This window comes from Arcticibacter sp. (assembly GCF_053551015.1).
Map to the genome: position 1 here is coordinate 17,099 of NZ_JBMQOB010000003.1, position 20,634 is coordinate 37,732.

The 20,634-nt window shown below is 44.1% G+C and carries 17 protein-coding genes; 7 read left to right on the top strand and 10 right to left on the bottom strand.

The genetic code is table 11. The features are described 5' to 3' along the window. Positions 1–16: 16 nt before the first annotated feature. Positions 17–826 carry a 3-deoxy-8-phosphooctulonate synthase gene (gene kdsA, locus ACO1NU_RS00455; protein ID WP_448816471.1) on the bottom strand — a complete coding sequence of 270 codons (810 nt, stop codon included), beginning with the start codon at positions 824–826 and terminating at the stop codon, positions 17–19. Next, entirely contained in the window at positions 826–3,015 is a 2,190-nt protein-coding gene (gene recQ, locus ACO1NU_RS00460) for a DNA helicase RecQ (protein WP_448816472.1), read from the bottom strand. The genes kdsA and recQ overlap by 1 nt, the downstream gene beginning before the upstream one ends. A gap of 93 nt (positions 3,016–3,108) precedes the next feature. On the opposite strand from recQ, the gene ACO1NU_RS00465 reads away from it, so the two are divergent. Together ACO1NU_RS00465 and ACO1NU_RS00470 are read left to right on the top strand one after the other, a co-directional pair. Beyond that, positions 3,109–4,074, top strand: a complete 966-nt coding sequence (locus ACO1NU_RS00465; RefSeq protein WP_448816473.1) for a KpsF/GutQ family sugar-phosphate isomerase — start codon at positions 3,109–3,111, stop codon at positions 4,072–4,074. Between the two features lie 13 nt (positions 4,075–4,087). Beyond that, on the top strand, positions 4,088–5,170 hold the full coding sequence (locus ACO1NU_RS00470) for a mannose-1-phosphate guanylyltransferase (protein WP_448816474.1): 1,083 nt from the start codon (positions 4,088–4,090) through the stop codon (positions 5,168–5,170). 83 nt (positions 5,171–5,253) lie between these two features. Here ACO1NU_RS00470 and ACO1NU_RS00475 read toward each other — a convergent pair whose 3' ends face one another. The 4 genes from ACO1NU_RS00475 to ACO1NU_RS00490 are packed head-to-tail and all read right to left on the bottom strand — an operon-like array spanning position 5,254 to position 11,182. Continuing rightward, a complete protein-coding gene (locus ACO1NU_RS00475; protein ID WP_448816475.1) occupies positions 5,254–5,847 on the bottom strand; it encodes a hypothetical protein in 594 nt (197 codons plus the stop codon). Positions 5,848–5,903: 56 nt separating this feature from the next. Next, entirely contained in the window at positions 5,904–7,250 is a 1,347-nt protein-coding gene (locus tag ACO1NU_RS00480) for a dihydrolipoamide acetyltransferase family protein (RefSeq protein ID WP_448816476.1), read from the bottom strand. Between the two features lie 39 nt (positions 7,251–7,289). After that, the gene (locus ACO1NU_RS00485; protein WP_448816477.1) at positions 7,290–8,543 is read right to left on the bottom strand and encodes a competence/damage-inducible protein A; all 1,254 of its coding nucleotides are present in this window, start codon (positions 8,541–8,543) and stop codon (positions 7,290–7,292) included. 2 nt (positions 8,544–8,545) lie between these two features. Then, complete coding sequence (locus ACO1NU_RS00490; RefSeq protein WP_448816478.1) at positions 8,546–11,182, bottom strand: putative LPS assembly protein LptD; 2,637 nt, start codon at positions 11,180–11,182, stop codon at positions 8,546–8,548. A gap of 76 nt (positions 11,183–11,258) precedes the next feature. Here ACO1NU_RS00490 and ACO1NU_RS00495 point away from each other — a divergent pair, with 76 nt between their 5' ends. Together ACO1NU_RS00495 and ACO1NU_RS00500 are read left to right on the top strand one after the other, a co-directional pair. Beyond that, on the top strand, positions 11,259–12,068 hold the full coding sequence (locus ACO1NU_RS00495; protein ID WP_448816479.1) for an N-acetylmuramoyl-L-alanine amidase family protein: 810 nt from the start codon (positions 11,259–11,261) through the stop codon (positions 12,066–12,068). Positions 12,069–12,088: 20 nt separating this feature from the next. After that, positions 12,089–13,033 carry an MlaD family protein gene (locus tag ACO1NU_RS00500; protein ID WP_448816480.1) on the top strand — a complete coding sequence of 315 codons (945 nt, stop codon included), beginning with the start codon at positions 12,089–12,091 and terminating at the stop codon, positions 13,031–13,033. 12 nt (positions 13,034–13,045) lie between these two features. Here the strand turns inward: ACO1NU_RS00500 and ACO1NU_RS00505 are convergent, their stop codons facing one another. The 4 genes from ACO1NU_RS00505 to ACO1NU_RS00520 form a co-directional block, all read right to left on the bottom strand. Next, positions 13,046–13,957, bottom strand: coding sequence for a ribonuclease Z (locus ACO1NU_RS00505; RefSeq protein ID WP_448816481.1), 912 nt, complete (start codon positions 13,955–13,957; stop codon positions 13,046–13,048). Positions 13,958–13,965: 8 nt separating this feature from the next. Continuing rightward, positions 13,966–14,346, bottom strand: coding sequence for an anti-sigma factor antagonist (locus ACO1NU_RS00510; RefSeq protein WP_448816482.1), 381 nt, complete (start codon positions 14,344–14,346; stop codon positions 13,966–13,968). A 31-nt stretch (positions 14,347–14,377) separates the two neighbouring features. Beyond that, positions 14,378–15,328: a phosphoribosylaminoimidazolesuccinocarboxamide synthase gene (locus tag ACO1NU_RS00515; protein WP_448816483.1), complete on the bottom strand. Its 951-nt coding sequence runs from the start codon at positions 15,326–15,328 to the stop codon at positions 14,378–14,380. 90 nt (positions 15,329–15,418) lie between these two features. Beyond that, positions 15,419–16,375 carry a PhoH family protein gene (locus ACO1NU_RS00520; protein ID WP_448816484.1) on the bottom strand — a complete coding sequence of 319 codons (957 nt, stop codon included), beginning with the start codon at positions 16,373–16,375 and terminating at the stop codon, positions 15,419–15,421. 105 nt (positions 16,376–16,480) lie between these two features. Between ACO1NU_RS00520 and ACO1NU_RS00525 the strand changes: the two genes are divergently transcribed. From ACO1NU_RS00525 to ACO1NU_RS00535, 3 genes are all read left to right on the top strand, one after another. After that, positions 16,481–17,260: an SAM hydrolase/SAM-dependent halogenase family protein gene (locus ACO1NU_RS00525; protein WP_448816485.1), complete on the top strand. Its 780-nt coding sequence runs from the start codon at positions 16,481–16,483 to the stop codon at positions 17,258–17,260. A gap of 110 nt (positions 17,261–17,370) precedes the next feature. Next, positions 17,371–19,194 (top strand): ABC transporter ATP-binding protein, encoded by a 1,824-nt coding sequence (locus ACO1NU_RS00530; protein WP_448816486.1) that lies wholly within the window; start codon positions 17,371–17,373, stop codon positions 19,192–19,194. Between the two features lie 52 nt (positions 19,195–19,246). Further along, positions 19,247–20,632 carry an MBL fold metallo-hydrolase RNA specificity domain-containing protein gene (locus ACO1NU_RS00535; protein WP_448816487.1) on the top strand — a complete coding sequence of 462 codons (1,386 nt, stop codon included), beginning with the start codon at positions 19,247–19,249 and terminating at the stop codon, positions 20,630–20,632. Positions 20,633–20,634: the final 2 nt, after the last annotated feature.

Below are 20,634 nucleotides of genomic sequence, written 5' to 3' on the forward strand. Positions count from 1 at the left end.
TACTTATTGAGGAGGGCTATAATGCCTGTCTGATCCGGATTAATTTCTCAAGCAGCTGCTCAAGCGACTCGAGATGGAGCATGTTTGCTCCGTCGGACTTCGCATTCATAGGATCAGGGTGGGTTTCTATAAAGAGACCATCCGCTCCTACAGCAATAGCAGCCTTGGCAATCGTTTCAATCAGTCCTGGCTTACCACCGGTAACCCCATTCGGCTGATTAGGCTGTTGCAGAGAGTGCGTGCAGTCCATTACAACAGGTACGCCGAAAGAACGCATTTCCGGGATGCCACGAAAATCGACGACGAGATCCTGATATCCGAAGGTATTACCTCTATCCGTTAAAATAACTTGTGAGTTCCCGGAATCCTTCACTTTATCCACAGCAAAGGACATAGCACCTGCAGACAGGAACTGGCCTTTTTTGATATTGATAAACTTTCCCGTTTTTGCCGCAGCAACCAGCAGATCTGTTTGCCGGCAAAGGAATGCAGGTATTTGCAGGACATCCACATAGCAGGCCGCCATGGCAGCTTCATTGCTTTCGTGAATGTCGGTAACGGTAGGAACACCGAATTCATTACCCACCTTCGCCAGAATTTTCAGTGCCTTCTCGTCGCCTATACCGGTAAAGGAATCCACTCTGGAACGGTTTGCTTTCCGGTAAGATCCTTTGAAGATATAAGGAATACCCAGCCTGTCGGTGATGTTCACGATTCTCTCGGCTATTCTCAAGGCCATGTCTTCGCTTTCGATAGCGCATGGGCCGGCCATCAGAAAAAAGTTATTGCTTTCGGTATGTTTAATACCCGGGATTTGATTGATCATTAGTTTCCTAATTCTGATAAAAATTTGATTCGCATGAGTTGTAGCTCTTCGCGCGTGTATTCGTCGGACCCAAGTTCCTTAAGTGCATTATCGATGGAATCGATCTCGGCGGAGCGGAAGTAATCAAATACCTCATCCTGCCTGTCCTCATCAATCATTTCATCGATGTAGTAGCTCAGGTTCAGCTTGGTACCTGAATTGACGATAGACTCCACTTCGCGAAGGATATCCTCATAGGTTATCCCTTTAGAGGAGGCGATATCGTCAAGTGCGATGTGGCGGTCGATATTCTGAATAATGGAAACCTTGAGTGCAGACTTATTTGCCGCACTTTTGATAACCAGATCTACAGGTCTGTCTATATCATTTTCTTCGACATACTTTTTGATCACCTCGATAAAAGGCGCACCAAACTTGATTGCTTTACCTGATCCCACACCCTGGATCTGCTTCAACTCTTCGATGGACACCGGGTAATGGGTACACATCTCCTCGAGCGAGGGATCCTGGAATATAACAAAAGGCGGAAGGTTTTTTTGCTTCGCGATCTTCTTCCGCAAGTCTTTGAGCATCTTCAGAAGCTCGGCATCAAGAGCTCCACCCGCTTGTTGAACGGCTTCGTCGCTATCATCTTCTGCAGACTCCATTTCACGGTTCATCACGAACTTGAGGGTATGAGGACTATCAATAAATCCGATTCCCGACTTTGTCAGTCTCAGGAGGCCGTAGTTGTCGATATCTTTCGATAGATAATTATTGAGTAATGCCTGACGTAAAAGGGACTTCCAGAAGAGCAGTCCGTCTGCCTTGCCGCTACCGAAAAGGGGGAGCTTGTTGTGGTGATAAGCGCTGATCTGCGATGAATCAGTACCCATGAGCATGTTCAGAATATGAAGATCGTCAAACTTCTCGCCCAACTCGCGTATCATGATGAGGGTGTTTCTCAGCTTCTCTGTTGCATCAAAATGCGTGCGCTGCGCTCTGCAGTTGTCGCACATGGATCCGCAGCCTGCCTCGTCGAAGTTCTCGCCGAAGTAATGAAGGATCTGCTTTCTGCGACAAACTGCAGATTCAGCATAATCGATCACCTCTTTAAGAATCTGCGTTCCGATCTCCCGTTCTGAAACGGGTTTATCCTTCATGAACTTAGCCAGCTTATCGATATCCTTTTCCGAGTAGAAGGCAACACACACGCCTTCACCTCCATCCCGTCCTGCCCTACCGGTTTCCTGGTAATAGCCCTCCATGCTTTTAGGAATATCATGGTGGATCACGTAGCGAACATCCGGCTTGTCAATACCCATTCCGAAAGCAATGGTGGCTACGATAACATCTACGTCTTCCATCAGGAACTTGTCCTGGGTCTCAGCCCGGGTCTTAGGGTCAAGGCCCGCGTGATAAGGCAGCGCCTTGATACCATTCAGGGATAAAGCTTCGGATATCTCCTCAACCTTTTTACGACTGAGGCAATACACGATTCCGGATTTACCGGTATGTGACTTGATGAATCTGATAATTTCTTTAACCACGTTACGCTTAGGGCGTACTTCGTAGTAGAGGTTGGGGCGGTTGAAAGATGACTTGAACAGTGTTGAGTTCGTCATCTGAAGATTTTTGATGATATCCTGCTGCACTTTTGGGGTGGCAGTTGCGGTTAGCGCTATAATCGGTATGTCATCTCCAATATTACTAATAACCTGTCTTATTTTCCGGTATTCGGGCCTGAAGTCATGCCCCCATTCAGAAATACAGTGCGCCTCATCTACTGCTACGAAAGATATGGTAATTAGTCTAAGGAAGTCAACATTCTCCTGCTTAGACAGGGATTCAGGAGCAACGTACAATAACTTCGTTTCCCCGTTAAGCACATCATGCTTAACTTTAGCTATTTCAGATTTATTTAATGAAGAGTTTAAGAAGTGTGCAATACTTTCAGTCCCCCCAAAGCCCCTCAGCTGATCTACCTGATTTTTCATCAGGGCAATAAGCGGCGATATTACTATCGCAGTACCTTCACTCATTAATGCCGGAAGTTGGTAACAGATTGATTTACCGCCTCCTGTTGGCATGATTACAAACGTATCTTTTTTTTGTATGATGTTGGTGATTATCGCTTCTTGCTCGCCTTTGAAATTATCAAAGCCGAAAAAATTTTGTAAATTATCAAATAATGATTTCTTGATCTCCATCGTCCTCTTCAGAAAAATTTAGAAAACCTAAACTTAACCCCAAAATAACATATTTTTGCGGTTATAATGTACCTCTTTCTAAAATAATTCTCCTTGGAAGCTTCAAAAAACGTGCTTGAAATAGCTAGAAGAACACTGCAAATTGAACTTGATGGAGTTTCAGGATTGCTGTCAAAGCTGAATGATGACTTTGCTCTGATAATAGATTTAATCCTCAAATCTAGAGGACGTGTAGTTGTGACAGGCGTGGGAAAAAGTGCCATCATCGCACAAAAAATGGTTGCGACCTTCAACTCTACCGGTACTCCCGCAGTCTTCATGCATGCAGCTGATGCCATACATGGAGATCTGGGAATCATCCAGGACGAGGATCTTGTAATCTGCATATCCAAGAGTGGAAATACACCGGAAATTAAGGTGCTTGTGCCTCTGCTTAAACTAGCGGGGAGTAAGCTGATCGGCATGGTTGGAGACATCAATTCTTATCTGGCCCGAAATGCAGATCTGGTACTCGATACGACTGTTGAAAAAGAAGCATGTCCGCTGAACCTGGCCCCTACCTCGAGCACCACGGCACAGATCGTTATGGGCGACATCCTGGCTGTTTGCCTGCTTGAAGAACGAGGGTTTAGCCGAGCGGATTTTGCCCGTTATCATCCGGGTGGAACGCTTGGAAAAAAACTCTATCTAAAAGTCAGCGATCTCTACATTCACAACGAAAAACCGCAGGTTAGTCCCCAAGCCTCCGTCAGAGAAGTAATAATAGAAATCACGAAAAACCGTTTAGGTGCTGTTACAGTCATTGAAGATGAGAAAATACGTGGCATTATCACCGATGGCGATATCCGCAGAATGATGGAGAAATACGATTCTGTGGGCCATCTTAAAGCCCTTGATATCATGTATAATGCACCTAGAACGATAGATAGTGACGAGCTTGCCGTAAATGCACTGGCTATGATGCGGGCGAATAATATTACACAATTAATCGTTTTGGAAGCTGGAATTTACAAAGGTATTATACATTTACATGATTTATTAAGAGAAGGAATTATTTAACCAATTGAGCGAAATGAAGAACTTTTATGCCATTATAATGGCAGGCGGTATCGGCAGTAGGTTCTGGCCTATCAGTCGCACCGCACATCCTAAACAATTTCTGGATATCCTTGGTACCGGAAAGACACTTATACAACAAACATACGAACGCTTCCTAAAAATAATTCCGGCAGAAAACATTTATATAGCCACAAACGACGTTTACATTCCTCTTGTGAAGGAACAGCTGCATGGAATCGCTGATGAGCAGATCGTTGGTGAACCCATCATGAAGAACACGGCGCCCTGTATCGCTTACGTCAGCCACAAGATCAGCTTGCTTAATCCTGATGCTGCTATTGTTGTCTCCCCGTCTGACCACCTGATTATGGATCAGGAAGCCTTTAAGAAAGACATTATCCTGTCACTCGAGACCGCGTCGGAACACAATTGCCTCATTACCATGGGGATCAAGCCGTCAAGGCCTGACACAGGCTACGGGTATATCCAGTATACGACGCAAACACTTAACAATTCCTTCCATAAGGTTAAGACTTTCACAGAAAAACCGAATCATGAACTGGCGCAAACTTTCGTTCAGAGCGGGGACTTCTTATGGAATGCAGGAATATTCGTCTGGTCGGCCCGATCTATTTTAAGCGCGTTAAACGAGTTTTTACCCGACATGAATGACATCTTCAGGGAGGGTGCCAGCAAATTGAACACAGAGGCTGAAAGTGCCTTTATTCACCACGCCTACTTCCAGTGTACGAACATCTCCATCGATTATGGAATTATGGAGAAGGCGCCCAACGTATATGTGCTCCCTACAGACTTCGGTTGGTCTGACCTGGGAACATGGTCATCTGTTTATGAGCTGGCAGAAAAGGACTATGTTGGAAACGCGGTGATCCCATCAGAGCATGTGATGATGTATGACTCATCAAATTGTATGGTGAAGGTACCAAAAGACAAGCTGGTTATTTTGCAGGGACTGGAGGATTATATCGTAGTTGAATCGAGCAATACACTGATGATCTGCCAGAAGTCACATGAACAGCAAGTGAAGCAGATTGTGGCGGACGTTAAGTCCAGGTTTGGAACCTTGTACATTTAGTCGGAACAGCATCGCTGTTCGTTTACAAATAAAAAAAGCGGTCTGGTTGCAGATCGCTTTTTTTGTTTTTTGACTATATGTTGTTAGCCTTTGTGTTTATGATGACCTATGCCTATGAATTTGCTGATGCCGATTCCTACAATCCAGGTGTCATAAGACTTCCACTTCACATCGTACGTTAGCTCACCGGCTAATTCCCAACCACCCTTCATGTGCACGCCATAGTCGATACCAATAGTTGACAGAAAAAGGTTTTCTTCTTTTGTTATCTCATCCCCTATTCCGAGCATGAGACCGAGGTGTGATCCTGGCTTGTAAGTACCAACGATCTTGGTTGCGAAGGGAGTTGATCTCTCCAGGACGGTATGCTCTTCGTTGTTGAGGTGTTCTTCAACGGCGAAGTCTTCCAGGATCAAATCGTTATGCAGACCAAGAGCCCAGTGCTTATTGATCACATAGTCGGCATTGAACGCCCATGAGGGCATCATCAGCCATTTGTTATCACCTTCTTCGACTCCTTCGTGGACATGTGCATGGCCTAAGGCCACCGTGAACTTGTACCCTTTTTCTTCGGTTGTTGCATTGTCCGTTGACTGGCCAAACGATGAGTTTGACAGTGCTGTTAAGAACGTACAGCCTAAGAAAATTGCTACTAATTGAAAATTGCTAAATCTCATTGTATTGAACTTTTTACAAAAAGAAGAATTTTCGGGCAACTTAAAAGTGATAGAGATTATATTTCGCAGTTACCGTCCCAGTTTTCAAGATAATCTGCAACACGTTTTATAAACATACCTCCCAGAGATCCGTCTACTACGCGGTGATCATACGACATGGAGATAAACATTTTATGCCGTATAGCAATAACGTCTCCGAACTCGGTTTCAAGAACTGCGGGCTTCTTTTGAATGGCTCCAACGGCCATAATTGCTACCTGTGGCTGGTTGATAATCGGAACTCCCATCACATTGCCAAAAGAACCGATATTAGTCAGGGTGAAGGTTCCATCCTGCACTTCATCAGGCATCAGCTTGTTTGCCCGGGCGCGGGCAGCGAGGTCATTAACCGCTCTGGTAAGCCCTATCAGATTAAGCTGATCTGCATTCTTGATCACGGGAACGATCAGGTTACCCGACGGGAGTGCAGCCGCCATTCCGATGTTGATGTTTTTCTTTTTGATGATCTTATTTCCATCTACAGAGATATTGATCATCGGCATATCCTTAATCGCTTTAGCGACTGCCTGGATGAAGACCGGCGTAAAGGTAATCTTCTGACCTTCCCTTTTTTCGAAGGAAGACTTTATCTTCTCTCTCCACTTGACCAGATTTGTTACATCTGCTTCGATAAAAGAGGTTACGTGGGGCGCAACTTGTTTGCTCATCACCATATGATCAGCAATCAAGCGGCGCATACGGTCCATTTCGATTATTTCATCACCACCCGATAGAATCACATTTTGCGGTGCCGGCATGGGTGACTTGTACTGACTACCGTTAGGAGCCTGTGGGATGGCTACAGGGCTTTTCTCAGCCTGTTCAGCAGGGGAAGCTGGCGTCGCCATCTTCTTGTGTCCTTTAACGTAATCGAGGATATCCTGTTTGGTTACACGTCCTTCTGAACCTGTTCCGGGAATGCTCTCCAACTCCTCCAATGTTATTCCTTCCTCCGCTGCTATACTTTTCACTAAGGGCGAATAGAAGCGCGAAGAGTTATCGTAAGCAGCAGGACGTTCGGGAGCGGGGCTCACCATATCCAAACCTGGTACTTCAGGAGCTTGTGGCTGAACAGGCACAGAAACGGGAGCCTGTTTATTATCATCACTGGCAGGTGCTGCATCAGCCGTTTCAATAAGGGCGATCACGGAGCCTACGTGGACAACATCATCAACTTTTACGGATTGCGATATTAACTTTCCGGAAACCGGGGAGGGAACTTCTGAGTCGACCTTATCTGTTGCTATTTCGACTACAGCTTCGTCTTCATGAATAGTGTCGCCTGGATTTTTCAACCATTTGATAATGGTGGCTTCGGCTACACTTTCACCCATCTTCGGAAGAACTAATTCAAATTGAGCCATACGAGTTGTAATTGGGAATAGCTGCAAAATTAAACCTTTTTAGCAATAAGCGTGTTCTTCCCTCACTAATTTAAGAAGTAGTACGATGGAATTAATCGCTGAACGCTCAATGTTCTGCGTTCTGCGACCCGAAAACGAGTACTTATGCGTGATGGTTTTCTTCTTACCGGCGACCGCAACCCACACGGTACCAACAGGCTTCTCATCGGTGCCACCACCCGGGCCTGCCACTCCGCTTATCGCAATAGCATAATCAGATCCGAAATTTTTATTTGCCCCGGCAGCCATTTCAATAACTGTTTCTTCACTTACGGCACCGTGGTTCATCAGGGTGGATTCCTGAACATTTAATACCTTTTGTTTTAGATCATTCGAGTACGTTACCGCACCTCCAAGGAAGACATTGCTCGCGCCACTGTGCTGGGTAAAAAGATGAGACAGGTAACCTCCTGAGCAGCTTTCTGCAACTGTTAATTTCAGATTCTTCTGCTGAAGCAGATTCAGAGCAGCGACTTCAAGGGGTATGTCTTCGCTTATAATTACATACTCGGGAATACGGGAAATAATCTTTAAAACATGCTCCTGCACTTCGGAAGCAAGAGCATCCTTATCTGCTCCATAGGCGCTTAGTCTCAGACGTACCTGACCTAATTTCGGCAAGTAAGCCAGATGGATATGCGCGGGAAGAGCGTCTTCTATATCCGCAATGGCCTCTGCTAAAAAAGACTCCCCCAGTCCTGCTGTCAGGATGGTATGGTGAACAATAGCAGAAAGCTCAAAATGCTCGCGAACTTTGGGAAGGACTTCCTCTTCGATGAGATACATCATCTCAAATGGTACACCCGGAAGAGATACATAGACCTGCTTTCCCGCGTTGAACCACATGCCAGGAGCCGTTCCATTCTGATTTTGCAGGACAAGAGCGTTTTCGGGAACGTCAGCTTGCTGTTCGTTAATGGCGAGCAGGGGTCGGTTAGACTTCGCGAAAATTCGCTTCACATTATCCAGGGCGTCTGCATCTCTCCTGAACCCGACGCCAAAATATTCAGCAAGCGTCTTCTTGGTAATATCGTCTTTTGTAGGTCCGAGTCCTCCTGTGATAATAATCAAATCTGCTCTCCGAGAAGCCGCTTCGAGGGCTTCAAGAATATGTTCCTTATTGTCGGATACCGAAGTGACCTGCTTGATCTGAACACCGTTATCGTTTAATATTCTGGCGATCCAGGCAGAGTTCGTGTCTACAATCTGGCCGATCAGAATTTCGTCTCCGATGGTAATAATTTCTGCTAACATGCTTAATAGTTTAATGGTAGAGCACTTCTTCTTCTCAACTTCAGGTCCTGAAGAATCGACGCTCTGACACGTATATCAAAGCTGTAGCTCTTGTACCTTCCGAAAGGTGTCCATCCGAATGCCATGTCCCAGCAATGCAGGTCACGGTTTATACTGAAGCGGGTTAAGCTGATCTCTTTTTGCTGAAAATCATAACCGGAATTGAATACGACCTTCCACTTGGGAGTGACGCTTAAGTCGCCATTGAAATTCAGCGTATTGGTGATAGTTGATTCGACACCATTGTTGGAATAGTTGAAGCTATATGCCGCACTGAAGTTCCATGGGACGGTAAAATCTACGTAATAGTTCGGGTTGTTCAGTATGTTGCGAATGTCTTGTTGTTGTGAAGGCGTGATGTTCGGATCATCCTGGCGCTCACGTAGTTCTTCGTTTCTCTTTCTAAGTGCGGAAGAGTTAAAGCTAAAGTCGGTAGAGAGGGAGAAGCTACTCAAGCGGGCGAGTTTACCTTTTTCGATCATGAACTTATTTACTCTGATGGGGTACGATCTTCCGTTTTCGGTGATGACCTGATAAGGATCAAAAGTTCCGGAAAAATTTACTCCAATCTTCTGCTTGAAGAACGCCGTCCTACCGCCAAAAGAAATCGTAGACAGGTTCAGTGAATCGGCCGCAAAGTTGTAATTACCCGAGAACGTCAGACCCTGAATAATCGGAATCTTCTCAACGGCATTACTGGTGTCACTTTTCGATTTGACCTTCGCTTCGATGTTATTGTCGATTGAGAAACCGATTGATGCGCTTTTACCCATACCCGGGCCTCCATACATAGTCCCTTCAAAGCGGGAGTAACGACTCACTCTTCTGACGGAATCATCCATCCGGAAGCCGTTTGTGGCGATCTGCCGGTAGAAACCGAAACGAGGATCACTGAAATCAGGGGTATAGTTAAAGTTTACAGAAGGCGTCATCACATGTCTCAATGCGAGGAGATTTCCCTTCTTGAAGGTCTTCATACCATAAATCTTAGTAGAAAACCCACCGTTAAGGCTGTAATTATAGTTCCTGGCAAACCCTGGAATTGTGTCGGTCCGGACTGTAGAATCGGCGACCAATTGTTTACTGATGGTTTGGAAGCTCCATCTTTCAGAATAATTTACCCCTGTGTTAAACTGAAGATACCTGAGCACATTCATGGAGAGACTGACAGGTATATTGTGTTGCAATCCGTTCTGAAACTTTTGCAAATTTTCTTTCTGGAACAAGCCCTTCTCCTGGCCGTTGAAAGTATTTGATCCCTCAAGTTGGTAACCTACTGCAATGCGTTGATACCACTTTTGATCCCCAACCCGATCCTTCTTATCAAAAGGATTGATGGTGGTCATACTGAGGTTAAATGACGGCAGGGTCAGACTTACCGTCTTCGCGCTAATATCTTGTGAGTGTCTAAGTGCAGAAGTAAAGTTGAAGAGTCCGTCAAAAAAGGTTCTCCCATAGGCAATACTGGAGGACATGCTGTTCCGAATGATGGAATTATAATCATATGTTCCGGAAGCTGCTGTTTGTTGGAAGTATGAGCTTGTACCAAAATTCACGTTGGCACTAAGGGTTGTCCCCGGATTAGCAGATTGATCCTGCGAATGAGACCACTGCACGTTGAACTGTTTGGAAGCTGTGTTTCCTGCAGTCCCCTCTATAGCATTAGGGCTCCTAATGGAAGAAAAGCTCAGGTTAACACTTCCACTATATTTGTAGTTGACCTTGTATCTCGCCGCTGTGTTAATGTCCCAGGAACCCTTACTGTATATGGTGCCGAGTATATCAGCATCCCAATAGTCATTTATCCCCAGATACCATCCGATACCCTGCATGTAGAATCCGCGGTTTGCGTCCTCTCCGAAACTTGGGAATCGAAATCCTGAAGCTCTCTTATTCATTTTCGGGAAGAATCCAAAAGGCAGTCCTATCGGAATGGGAATATGCTCGATTTCCAGGTACGCAGGGCCGCTAATCACCTGTTTATCCGTTACCAATCCTTTCGTGATATGAATACCAAAGTGAGTGTGCGGCTCAGGAAGGTTACAGGTACTATAAATGCCATGCTTCAACGAAACCTCGTTGTACTGATTTTTTTTGGATTGACGTGCTTGTATAAACCCCCCATCCATAGAAGTGGCGGTACCGAACAGCTTTCCTTTTTTTGTTTCAAAATTAAAGAACAACGAGTCTGTTGTAACCGGGTTATCAGCGCCCTGCTTGAATATAGGGCGTCCGCGATAGACATTATACTTGTCATTCGCTCCCTTCGCGAAAAGCATCTTATTCTTCTGATCGATCTGGATATAGTCAGCGTCGAGCTCCAAATCTTCATATGCTATGCGTCCCTTGCCGTATAAATAGATTATATTTCCGTCGATACTATAGTTTATGGAATCTTCGGCAGTGTACTGTATCTCGGAATTAAGGCCGCTCGCAGAATTTTTACGCGTACTATCCGTTTGAATAGAGTCGGGTCTGACAGAATCACGTCTTGCAGCAGTTATTGTATCGGGGCTGGTTGATCGGGGCTGGCTTACAGCCTGCTGAGCGCTTAGCCTCAGACTAAACAGTAGTAAAAAGAGAATGTATATGTTTCTCACAAAAAGGCTTCTGACGAATTTTAAATCTGACAATGAATTGTACTTTTGCAAATATATTTCTACAACTCCAAAATTAATGAAAATATTACCATTGAAGAGATCGATTTACGCTTTGCTCCTTTTGCTTCTGGCATTTCCTCTCGTTTCATTCGACTATAACTCTCAAAAAGCTCCTTATCGTATAAAGACCATCGTAATTGATGCCGGGCACGGTGGCAGAGATGGTGCTACAAGAGGTCTTTTCGCTAAAGAAAAGGACGTGGCCTTACAGGTAGCTTTGCGTTTGGGCAAAGCCATATCAGAAAGTGAAGGTGATGTCAAGGTGGTATATACCCGTGAAGAAGACGTTTTCATTCCACTCTACGAACGAATAGGTCTGGCGAACCGGATTAAAGCAGATATATTCATTTCCATACACTGTAATTCTATGCCTTTCAATATGAAGAACAGAACAGCGACGAAGGGTGTAGAAACTTTTGTCTCTGGTTTTAATCGATTGGGAGAGCAAAACACCGCCATCAGAGAAAATGCATCAATCCTTCTTGAAAAGGATTACAAAGACAATTATGACGGATATGATCCAAATGATCCTGAGAGCTTTATCATCTTCTCACTGCTAAAGAATTCATACCGGGATCAAAGCATACGGTTGGCTACGCTGGTGCAGGATGAATATAAAGCTGCAGGCCGTGTAAACCGCGGTGTAAAGGAACAGAGTCTTGCTGTTTTGGCAAAGGCAGGCATGCCAGCCATTCTAACGGAGATCGGTTTTATAAGTAACCCACAAGAGGAAGAGTACATGACCTCAGAAAATGGTCAAAACGAAATTGTGTCTTGTTTGTTAAAAGCAATTCAAGCCTACAAGAAGCAGGTGGAACTTAATTAAACGAACATTACCGAATCTTTATGAAGATTACTAACGAAACAAAAGTTGGGATCCTTGCTACAGTTGCTATAGCTGTCCTGGTTATTGGTTACAGCTTTCTCAAGGGAAATGACGTATTTTCCAGCGAACAAGAATTCTATGCCTCTTACGACAATGTTGAAGGGCTTGTCGTGTCGAATCCAGTCTTCGTAAATGGTTATCAAATTGGGCGCGTATCGAAACTATCTCTGGTTGAGTCAGGAAAGATTGTAGCACAACTGAAGATAAACCCCGATTACCAAATTCCGATTAACACACTAGCCCGGCTGGAAAGTACAAGTTTACTGGGTGGAAAAGCTATCGTGTTCGACATCGGTAACAGCAAGCAATACGCTCAGAACGGTGATACTCTTCAGGCCAATGTTCAGCAGAATTTGATGCAGCAGGTAAAGCCGGTTCAGGAAAAGGCAGAAGCCATGGTTGGAAGATTAGATTCTATCCTAACATCTCTGAATAATACTATTAACCCGGAATTTCAGCAGAACTTCAACAGAAGCTTTGCAAGCATCGCCAACATTCTCCGGACTCTGGAATCGACGACCCAGAAAGTTGATGGTATGGTTGGCGCTCAAAGCAACCGATTGACTGACATTTTCGCGAATTTGGAGTCAATCTCCGCGAATTTTAAAAACAACAATGCAAAAGTTACCGGGATAATGACCAATCTCGAGAACATTACGGATCAGGTAGCCAGGTCCAATTTTGAGCAGACGATTAAAAATGCCGACAAAGCAGTTGCTGATCTGCAGCTTGCGATCAATAAGGTAAACAACGGCCAGGGATCAATTGGCAAGTTGGTAAATGATGACAGCTTGTATAACAACCTGAATAATGCAGCCAAGAACCTTGACAATTTAATGATCGACCTGAAAGCTCATCCAAAAAGATATGTTAGCTTTTCTGTTTTCGGAGGAAAAAAAGATTAGGATAAGGGAGGGTTACACAGTGAAGGTGTGACCTTCTAATGCCAGCTTTGAATTTGTGAAAACAGTCCGGGCTTCGTCCTGAATTGGCTCAAGCTCCCGGTATCTTGCCGAGAAATGTCCTAGCAGCAATTGCCCTGCCCCTGCCCTTTCAGCGATCTGAGCAGCTTGAAGAGATGTAGTATGGAACGTTTCCGCTGCTCTATCTGCCATATCATCCATAAATGTGGACTCATGGTAAAGTGTGCTGACTCCCTGGATCTGATCGATGTATTTCCAGTTACAGATGGTGTCTGAACAGTATGCATACGACCGCGGTGGCTCTGCCTCCTGAGTCAGGTTGCCGGCTGAATGAATCACACCATTCTTGTCTGTAAAATCGATGCCCCTCTTGATCAATGGAATCATTTCTACCGGTATATTCAACTCTTCCACCTTCTCCTTTATGATTTTCGGAAGTCGTTTCTTTTCGTTGAAGCGAAATCCAGTGCAGGGAATCCGGTGTTCCAGAGGAAATGTTTCCACGCGAACATCGGGATTCTCATAAATGAGCTCATTGCGATCAGCCTGGGTGGCGCGAAACTCAATGGGATACCTGATAGCTGTTTGAGAGTACTTGAACTGTATATCTAAAATTTCTTTTAGCTCCGGCGGGCCAAATATGTTCATGGGCCGGGTACGGCCATACAAATGAAGTGAAGACAAAAGTCCAACCAGACCCAGATAGTGATCACCATGAAGGTGACTGATAAATATATGATTTATCCGCTGAGCCTTGATACCGTTCTTCAGTAGTTGTTGCTGGGTTCCCTCACCGCAGTCTATAAGGAACAGGCGCTCATTAATATTTAATACCTGCGCACTAGGATTTCTGTTAAAAATGGGAGTTGCAGAGCTACTTCCCAGAATGGTTACGTCAAACCTCATCTGATTCCTTACTCCTCGGCCCTGTTCAAATCTCTCTCAATTTCTTCCATGAATAGCAAGTCTATCGCTTCTTCGACTGACTTAGTGATACTTAACACGTTCTGAAGTTGCGAAATGTTAACCAAGCGCTCTACGTTCTCGCTCAGGCCTGATATTATAAAGCTACCGGCTGAGTTCTTGCATAGCCTGTGACCAACAAGCAAGCTGCTAAGTCCCGACGAATCCGAATACAACACGCCAGATAAATCCAGAATGATATTCCGTATCCCTTCTGAATTGATCAGAATCATTTCAGACTTGAGCTTCGGAGATATCAGCGAATTGAGCTTTGTTTCCTCGAGTTTGATAAGTACATACTTCTCGTGCTTGTCTACTGTATATTTCATCATTTTAATGGTTAGAAATAACGTACTATTTGTATTAACTTAATCGTTTCAAGCTTTCTTCCACATTGACCCTGATTCGATCGTCTATATTTAAAGTCTCTGACTTCCTGAATGCTTCTCCCGTGATATGCTCATATAATTCTATATACCTTTCGGATATTGAATTCACAAGCTCTGAAGACATATATGGGATTTGCTGACCCTCTTTTCCCTGAAAGCCATTCTCGATAAGCCATTGTCTTAAAAACTCCTTAGACAACTGCTTCTGCGGTTGCGCTTCCTTTTGTAATTGCGCATACGATTCCTTGTAGAAGTACCGGGAAGAATCAGGGGTATGAATTTCATCGATGAGATAGATTTTCCCATCAGCTGCCTTACCGAATTCGTACTTTGTATCAACCAATATGAGCCCTCTTTCTGCTGCCATATCCGTACCTCTCTGAAAGAGCTGACGTGTGTACTGCTCTAAAGTCAAATAATCTTTCTCAGATACAATGCCTTTTTCGAGAATATCTTCACGGGAAATGTCTTCATCGTGCCCAACGGAAGCCTTTGTTGTAGGCGTAATAATAGGCGCAGGAAGCTTATCATTCTCATTTAGACCTTCAGGTAAAGACACTCCGCACAATACACGACGCCCCGCCTGGTACTCTCTCCAAGCATGGCCTGCTAAGTACCCCCTGATGACCATCTCCACTTTGAAGGGCTCACATATTTTTCCTATTGTAACGTTAGGATCAGGAATATCAACTACCCAGTTAGGTACGATATCCTGGGTAGCATTCAGGAATTTGGCTGCAATTTGATTCAAAACCTGCCCCTTATAAGGAATAGGCTCCGGCAGAATGACATCGAACGCAGATATCCTATCACTCACAATCATCACTAAATAGTGATCTCCAATTGTATAGACATCGCGAACTTTTCCTTTATAAAATTTCGTTTGTCCGGGGAAATTAAAGTGAGTTTCTTTGATAGCAGTCATTTGGCTAATGAATCAAGTTTTAATAAGTATTCTTAATGTTTAAGCCCAAAATTATTAAATATTGTCATAATAATCGCTTAAAGAGCTATATTATTGAATATCGCCGTATGCTTCAAGAATTCTTCTAACCAACTTATGACGTACTACGTCATCACCATTGAGGTAGATAATTTCAATTCCTTTGATATCTGTCAAGATGCGCAATGCGGTATATAAACCGGACTGTTGCTTCTTTGGTAGATCGACTTGCGTTACGTCACCAGTGACTATAAACTTAGCAGTAGGCCCCATCCGCGTGAGAAACATCTTCAGCTGCATATCTGTCGCATTCTGTGCTTCATCCAGAATAACGAAACAGTTATCAAGAGTTCTCCCTCTCATGAAGGCAAGAGGTGCAATTTCAATTGTGCGATTCTCAAGGTAATGTTTAAGTTTTTCCGGAGGTATCATGTCGTCCAGAGCATCGTAAAGCGGACGCAGATACGGATCGATTTTCTCCTTCATATCACCTGGTAGAAAACCCAGATTTTCGCCAGCTTCAACAGCAGGGCGCGTCAAAATGATACGTTTAATCTCTTTATTTTTTAATGCCCTAACAGCCAAAGCAACTGCCGTATAGGTTTTTCCGGTACCTGCAGGACCGATAGCGAAAAGGATATCGTTTTTGACGATACTATCGACCATCCGCCTTTGATTGGCCGTACGCGCTTTCACAACAATGCCATTTGGCCCGAAAACGATCGGATCGGATCCGTTGCCACCTTTGTCAGGCGATGTCTCCGAATCGGCAGGGAGTCTTGCTCCAAGCAGACTTTCCAGGTCATTTGGGCTAAGACTGTTAAACTTTTCTACATGATTATATAATTTTTGAAATCGGGTCTGAAAGGATAAAAGTTCCGCTTCATCTCCCAACACCTTCAACTCTGAACCACGTGCAACCATCTTTACCTTAGGAAATTGTTTCTTTATCAGCTCCAGATAATCATTGTTCGGTCCCCAGATAACAAGGGGATTAATACTCTCAAGATCTATCTTTAATTCGTTCAAGTTATCCTTTTTTTAAAGTTTACTGGCAGGTATGTGCGATTAAAATTCAATATTTGCACTCTTACGTTATATCACAAGAATAACAATAAATATTTACATTTTTAAATGGCTGTAATTACTTTAACAACCGATCTCGGCGACAAAGATTTTTACCAGGCTGCTCTAAAAGGAAGCATCCTTAGTCTTCTGCCAAATGTAAATATTGTTGACATTACTCATAGTATTGCAGCATTTAACATTCCGCAGGCAGCTTTCGTTTTAAAAAACTCTTTTCATTATTTCCCAAAAGGAACTGTTCATCTTATCGGCATCGATTGCGTTTACAGCGAAGACGTCCGCTACCTGGCAGTAAGATACAGGGATCACTATTTTGTGGGATCAGACAACGGCGTTTTTTCCCTGATATTTGAAGATGAGCCTTCCGAGACAGTGGAGATCAGCATCATTCAAGACCTAAAATTCCTACATTTCCCGCTTACTGACATCTTTGCAAAAGCTTGCTGCAGTATCGCCTCAGGTATTCCTTTGGGCGAGATTGGCATCCCGGTAGAAAGGCTCAAACAAAAGGTTAACCTCAGCCCGGTTATCGACAAAGATATTATCCGGGGAAGTGTGATATACATCGACTCCTTTCAGAATGTCATAACCAATATCTCAAAAGACCTGTTCACTAAGGTTCAGGGAAACAGGAAATTCACGCTCAATTTCAAGCGAGGTGAAACTATAACGCACCTAAGCTGGCATTATAATGAGGTGCCGGAAGGAGAAAAGTTATGTCTCTTCGGCATCAGCAACCATCTTGAAATTGCAATGAACAAGGGCAATGCAAGTCAGCTTCTCGGACTTTATTTGAACGACATCGTCACTGTGGAATTTCACTCCTAGCCTGACATAGTCTCTCAAGGGCAAATATGACGTATGAGTGATTGTTTTATGTGCCCTTTTTTTGATAATAATGTATTTTTGCATGCTTTTTTAAGCACTAAATAAACTAAATGGCTCGAAATAGATTTAATAGTGGCACAAGCCCCGAACAGGAGCTTAACAAGGCCAAGATTAACAAACAAACCATCAAAACCGCATCAGGTCTCCTGACGTATTTAAGGCCATATAGATGGAAATTCATCGTAGGACTAGCATTTCTACTATTGTCAAGCTTGACGGGCCTTGCCTTTCCAGCTTTGTTGGGGGCTATGATTGATGTCGCGAAAGGAGAACCGACCAGATGGTATATTCCAAATAGCATCAATGCCATCGGTATACTTTCTTTCATCATACTGTTTTTTCAGTCGTTCGTATCCTTCTTCAGGATACGTCTCTTTGTTGAAGTCGCAGAAAAAACAATCGCGGATATAAGGCGCAATACGTACTTTAAACTCATCACTCTCCCGATGGACTTCTTTGCAAACAGGAGAGTTGGAGAGTTAAACAGTCGCTTGTCTGCCGACTTATCTCAGATACAGGACACCATTACTACCACCCTCGCCGAAATGGTGCGTCAGCTCATCCTCCTGGTTGGAGGAATTACCTTTCTCATCATCGTGTCTCCGAAATTGACTCTGTTTAATCTGGCTATTCTGCCAATTCTGGTTTTGTCAGCGGTCATCTTTGGTAAGAAAATCCGAAAAATTTCCCGTCAGGCTCAGGATCGTCTGGCAGATTCAAACATCGTTGTTGAAGAAACACTTCACGGCATCAGTTCCGTAAAAGCGTTTGCTAATGAGGCCTATGAAGCTAATCGCTATGATAGAAGTCTCAAAGAAGTTGTAAAGATCGCGCTTAAGGGAGCAACACTAAGAGGTGGTTTTGCTTCTTTTATAATCTTCTGTCTCTTTGGTGCTATAGTAGCCGTAATCTGGTACGGTTCTCTCCTGGTTTCAGATGGCAGTATCACCGTTGGTAGCCTCACAACGTATATCATATATTCCATGTTTGTGGGTGCGGCAATGGGCACATTTCCTGAACTGTACGCAAATGTGCAGAAAGCATTCGGGGCAACCGAGCGAATCATAGAGATTCTGAATGAGAAGAATGAGCCGGTGTCTATCAACCCTGCCGATAATATTAGTAAATCTACGCTAAGAGGAGATCTGACCTTTAAGAACGTTCAGTTCTCGTATTCCTCCAGGCAAGATGTAACCGTGCTAACGGATGTGTCTTTTAAAGCTAAAGCAGGTCAAAGAATTGCTCTTGTTGGACCGAGCGGCGCTGGAAAATCCACAATTGCTTCTCTCATCCTTCGCTTTTATGAGCCGAGCGGAGGTGAAATCCTTTTTGATGAGAAGCCTTCAGGCTTATATCCCTTGACTGATATCCGGAATCAGATTGCGATTGTTCCTCAAGATGTTTTGCTTTTTGGTGGATCTATCCGGGAAAATATTGCGTATGGTAAGCTTTCTGCTTCAGAGGCTGAAATGATCGCGGCTGCCAAACAGGCAAATGCCCACAACTTCATTATGAGTCTGCCAGAAGGCTACGATACCTTGGTTGGCGAGCGGGGGATAAAACTTTCGGGAGGCCAAAGGCAACGTATAGCCATTGCCCGCGCGCTACTCAAAGATCCGGCGATATTGATTCTTGACGAAGCAACGTCTTCTCTCGACTCGGAATCAGAACGCCTGGTGCAGGAAGCACTTGAGGTTCTTATGAAAAACCGAACATCTATCATCATTGCTCACCGCCTTTCGACTATACGCGAGGCCGACACTATTTTGGTTCTGGAAAAGGGAAAGGTTGTGGAAAGCGGTTCTCACACGGAGCTGCTCCAAAATGAGAACGGGCTATATAAATACCTGAGCAATCTCCAGTTCGAGGCCTGACCTGCGAACGTATAATTATCATACCGGCTAAGCTGGTACTATAGAAGCTAAGATGAAATTAACGATATGGGGCGCTGCGAAACAGGTGACCGGGAGCATGCATTTGCTAGAAGTTGGAAAATACAGAATACTCATAGATTGCGGTCTCGATTATGAAAAGTCAACCAGACAGGAAGAAAATGAAATCTTTCCTTTCAGACCCAATGACATTGACGTAGTTATCTTAACTCATGCACACATTGACCATTCTGGCAACTTACCTACATTGCTTCGAATGGGTTTCGAAGGCCAAATACTATGTACATCGCCCACCGCAGATCTAGCTGAGTTATTGCTGCTTGATTCCGTCAATCTCTTCCTGGCCAAAACGAAAAAGAAAGGTCGCCGGTCCAGGGGAAACTCGGGACCACGCCCTTTGTATTTGCAGAAGCATGTGATGGACACAGTAGGACAGTTTGTGACTATCAGCTTTAACACACCGTTCAAATTAAACGGCAACATCGAAGTAGAGTTGATTCCATCAGGACATCTTCTTGGTGCCGCTTCCGTTATATTGAGAGTAAACGACGAAGGAAAGCAGAAATCTATTGCTTTTTCAGGTGATTTGGGCAGAAAAAATTATCCGGTCATAGTCGACCCGCAAGCACTTCCTCAAGTTGATTACCTCGTGTGCGAATCTACATATGGAGGACGCTATCACAGCAAAGAAAAGTCAGTAGAACAGATACTCGTCGAGACGATTGAGGACACGTGTATTAAAACTCCGGGCAGACTTATTATTCCGGCATTCAGCATAGGACGTACGCAGGCGCTCGTATATGCGCTCAACAAAATATTTTCAAGTGGGCTCCTCCCTCCTGTGAAGATATTCGTGGATAGCCCCCTGGCGAATTATGCGACTGAAATTTACCGAAAGCACCATAAATTGCTCAACGATGAAGCCAGATCGTTTTATGACAACAATGGTGATGAGTTTGAATTTGACAACCTCCATTATGTCCAGAACATGAAGGAGAGCAAATCGCTATCCAATTATCTGGAACCCTGCATCATTGTATCTTCGGCTGGTATGCTTGAAGGTGGAAGAATTCAAGATCATCTCTATCACAATCTACAGAACTACTACTGCACAATCCTATTTATAGGCTATAGTTCGAAAGGAACTCTGGGGCACCGTCTACTTAGGGGCGACCAGTTTGTTCATTTACGTGACCGTGAGCTAGCTGTTTATGCAAAAATCAAGCAGACAGATGTCTTCAGTGGACATGCTGATCATTCGGACCTTGTTCATTTTGTCACCTCTCAGAGCAGGGACCATATTAAGTCTGTTTTCCTCGTCCACGGCGAAAATCAAAGCATGCGCAGTCTCCAGGAGGATCTTTGTGAGAAGGGCTATAATGTTATAATTCCGGAAAAAGCAGAATCTTTTACGCTGTAATT

Coding starts and splice junctions, on each gene's coding strand:
- kdsA (WP_448816471.1), bottom strand. CDS start 826: ATGATCAATCAAATCCCGGGTATTAAACATACCGAAAGCAATAACTTT.
- recQ (WP_448816472.1), bottom strand. CDS start 3,015: ATGGAGATCAAGAAATCATTATTTGATAATTTACAAAATTTTTTCGGC.
- ACO1NU_RS00470 (WP_448816474.1), top strand. CDS start 4,088: ATGAAGAACTTTTATGCCATTATAATGGCAGGCGGTATCGGCAGTAGG.
- ACO1NU_RS00475 (WP_448816475.1), bottom strand. CDS start 5,847: ATGAGATTTAGCAATTTTCAATTAGTAGCAATTTTCTTAGGCTGTACG.
- ACO1NU_RS00480 (WP_448816476.1), bottom strand. CDS start 7,250: ATGGCTCAATTTGAATTAGTTCTTCCGAAGATGGGTGAAAGTGTAGCC.
- ACO1NU_RS00485 (WP_448816477.1), bottom strand. CDS start 8,543: ATGTTAGCAGAAATTATTACCATCGGAGACGAAATTCTGATCGGCCAG.
- ACO1NU_RS00495 (WP_448816479.1), top strand. CDS start 11,259: ATGAAAATATTACCATTGAAGAGATCGATTTACGCTTTGCTCCTTTTG.
- ACO1NU_RS00500 (WP_448816480.1), top strand. CDS start 12,089: ATGAAGATTACTAACGAAACAAAAGTTGGGATCCTTGCTACAGTTGCT.
- ACO1NU_RS00505 (WP_448816481.1), bottom strand. CDS start 13,957: ATGAGGTTTGACGTAACCATTCTGGGAAGTAGCTCTGCAACTCCCATT.
- ACO1NU_RS00510 (WP_448816482.1), bottom strand. CDS start 14,346: ATGATGAAATATACAGTAGACAAGCACGAGAAGTATGTACTTATCAAA.
- ACO1NU_RS00515 (WP_448816483.1), bottom strand. CDS start 15,328: ATGACTGCTATCAAAGAAACTCACTTTAATTTCCCCGGACAAACGAAA.
- ACO1NU_RS00525 (WP_448816485.1), top strand. CDS start 16,481: ATGGCTGTAATTACTTTAACAACCGATCTCGGCGACAAAGATTTTTAC.
- ACO1NU_RS00530 (WP_448816486.1), top strand. CDS start 17,371: ATGGCTCGAAATAGATTTAATAGTGGCACAAGCCCCGAACAGGAGCTT.
- ACO1NU_RS00535 (WP_448816487.1), top strand. CDS start 19,247: ATGAAATTAACGATATGGGGCGCTGCGAAACAGGTGACCGGGAGCATG.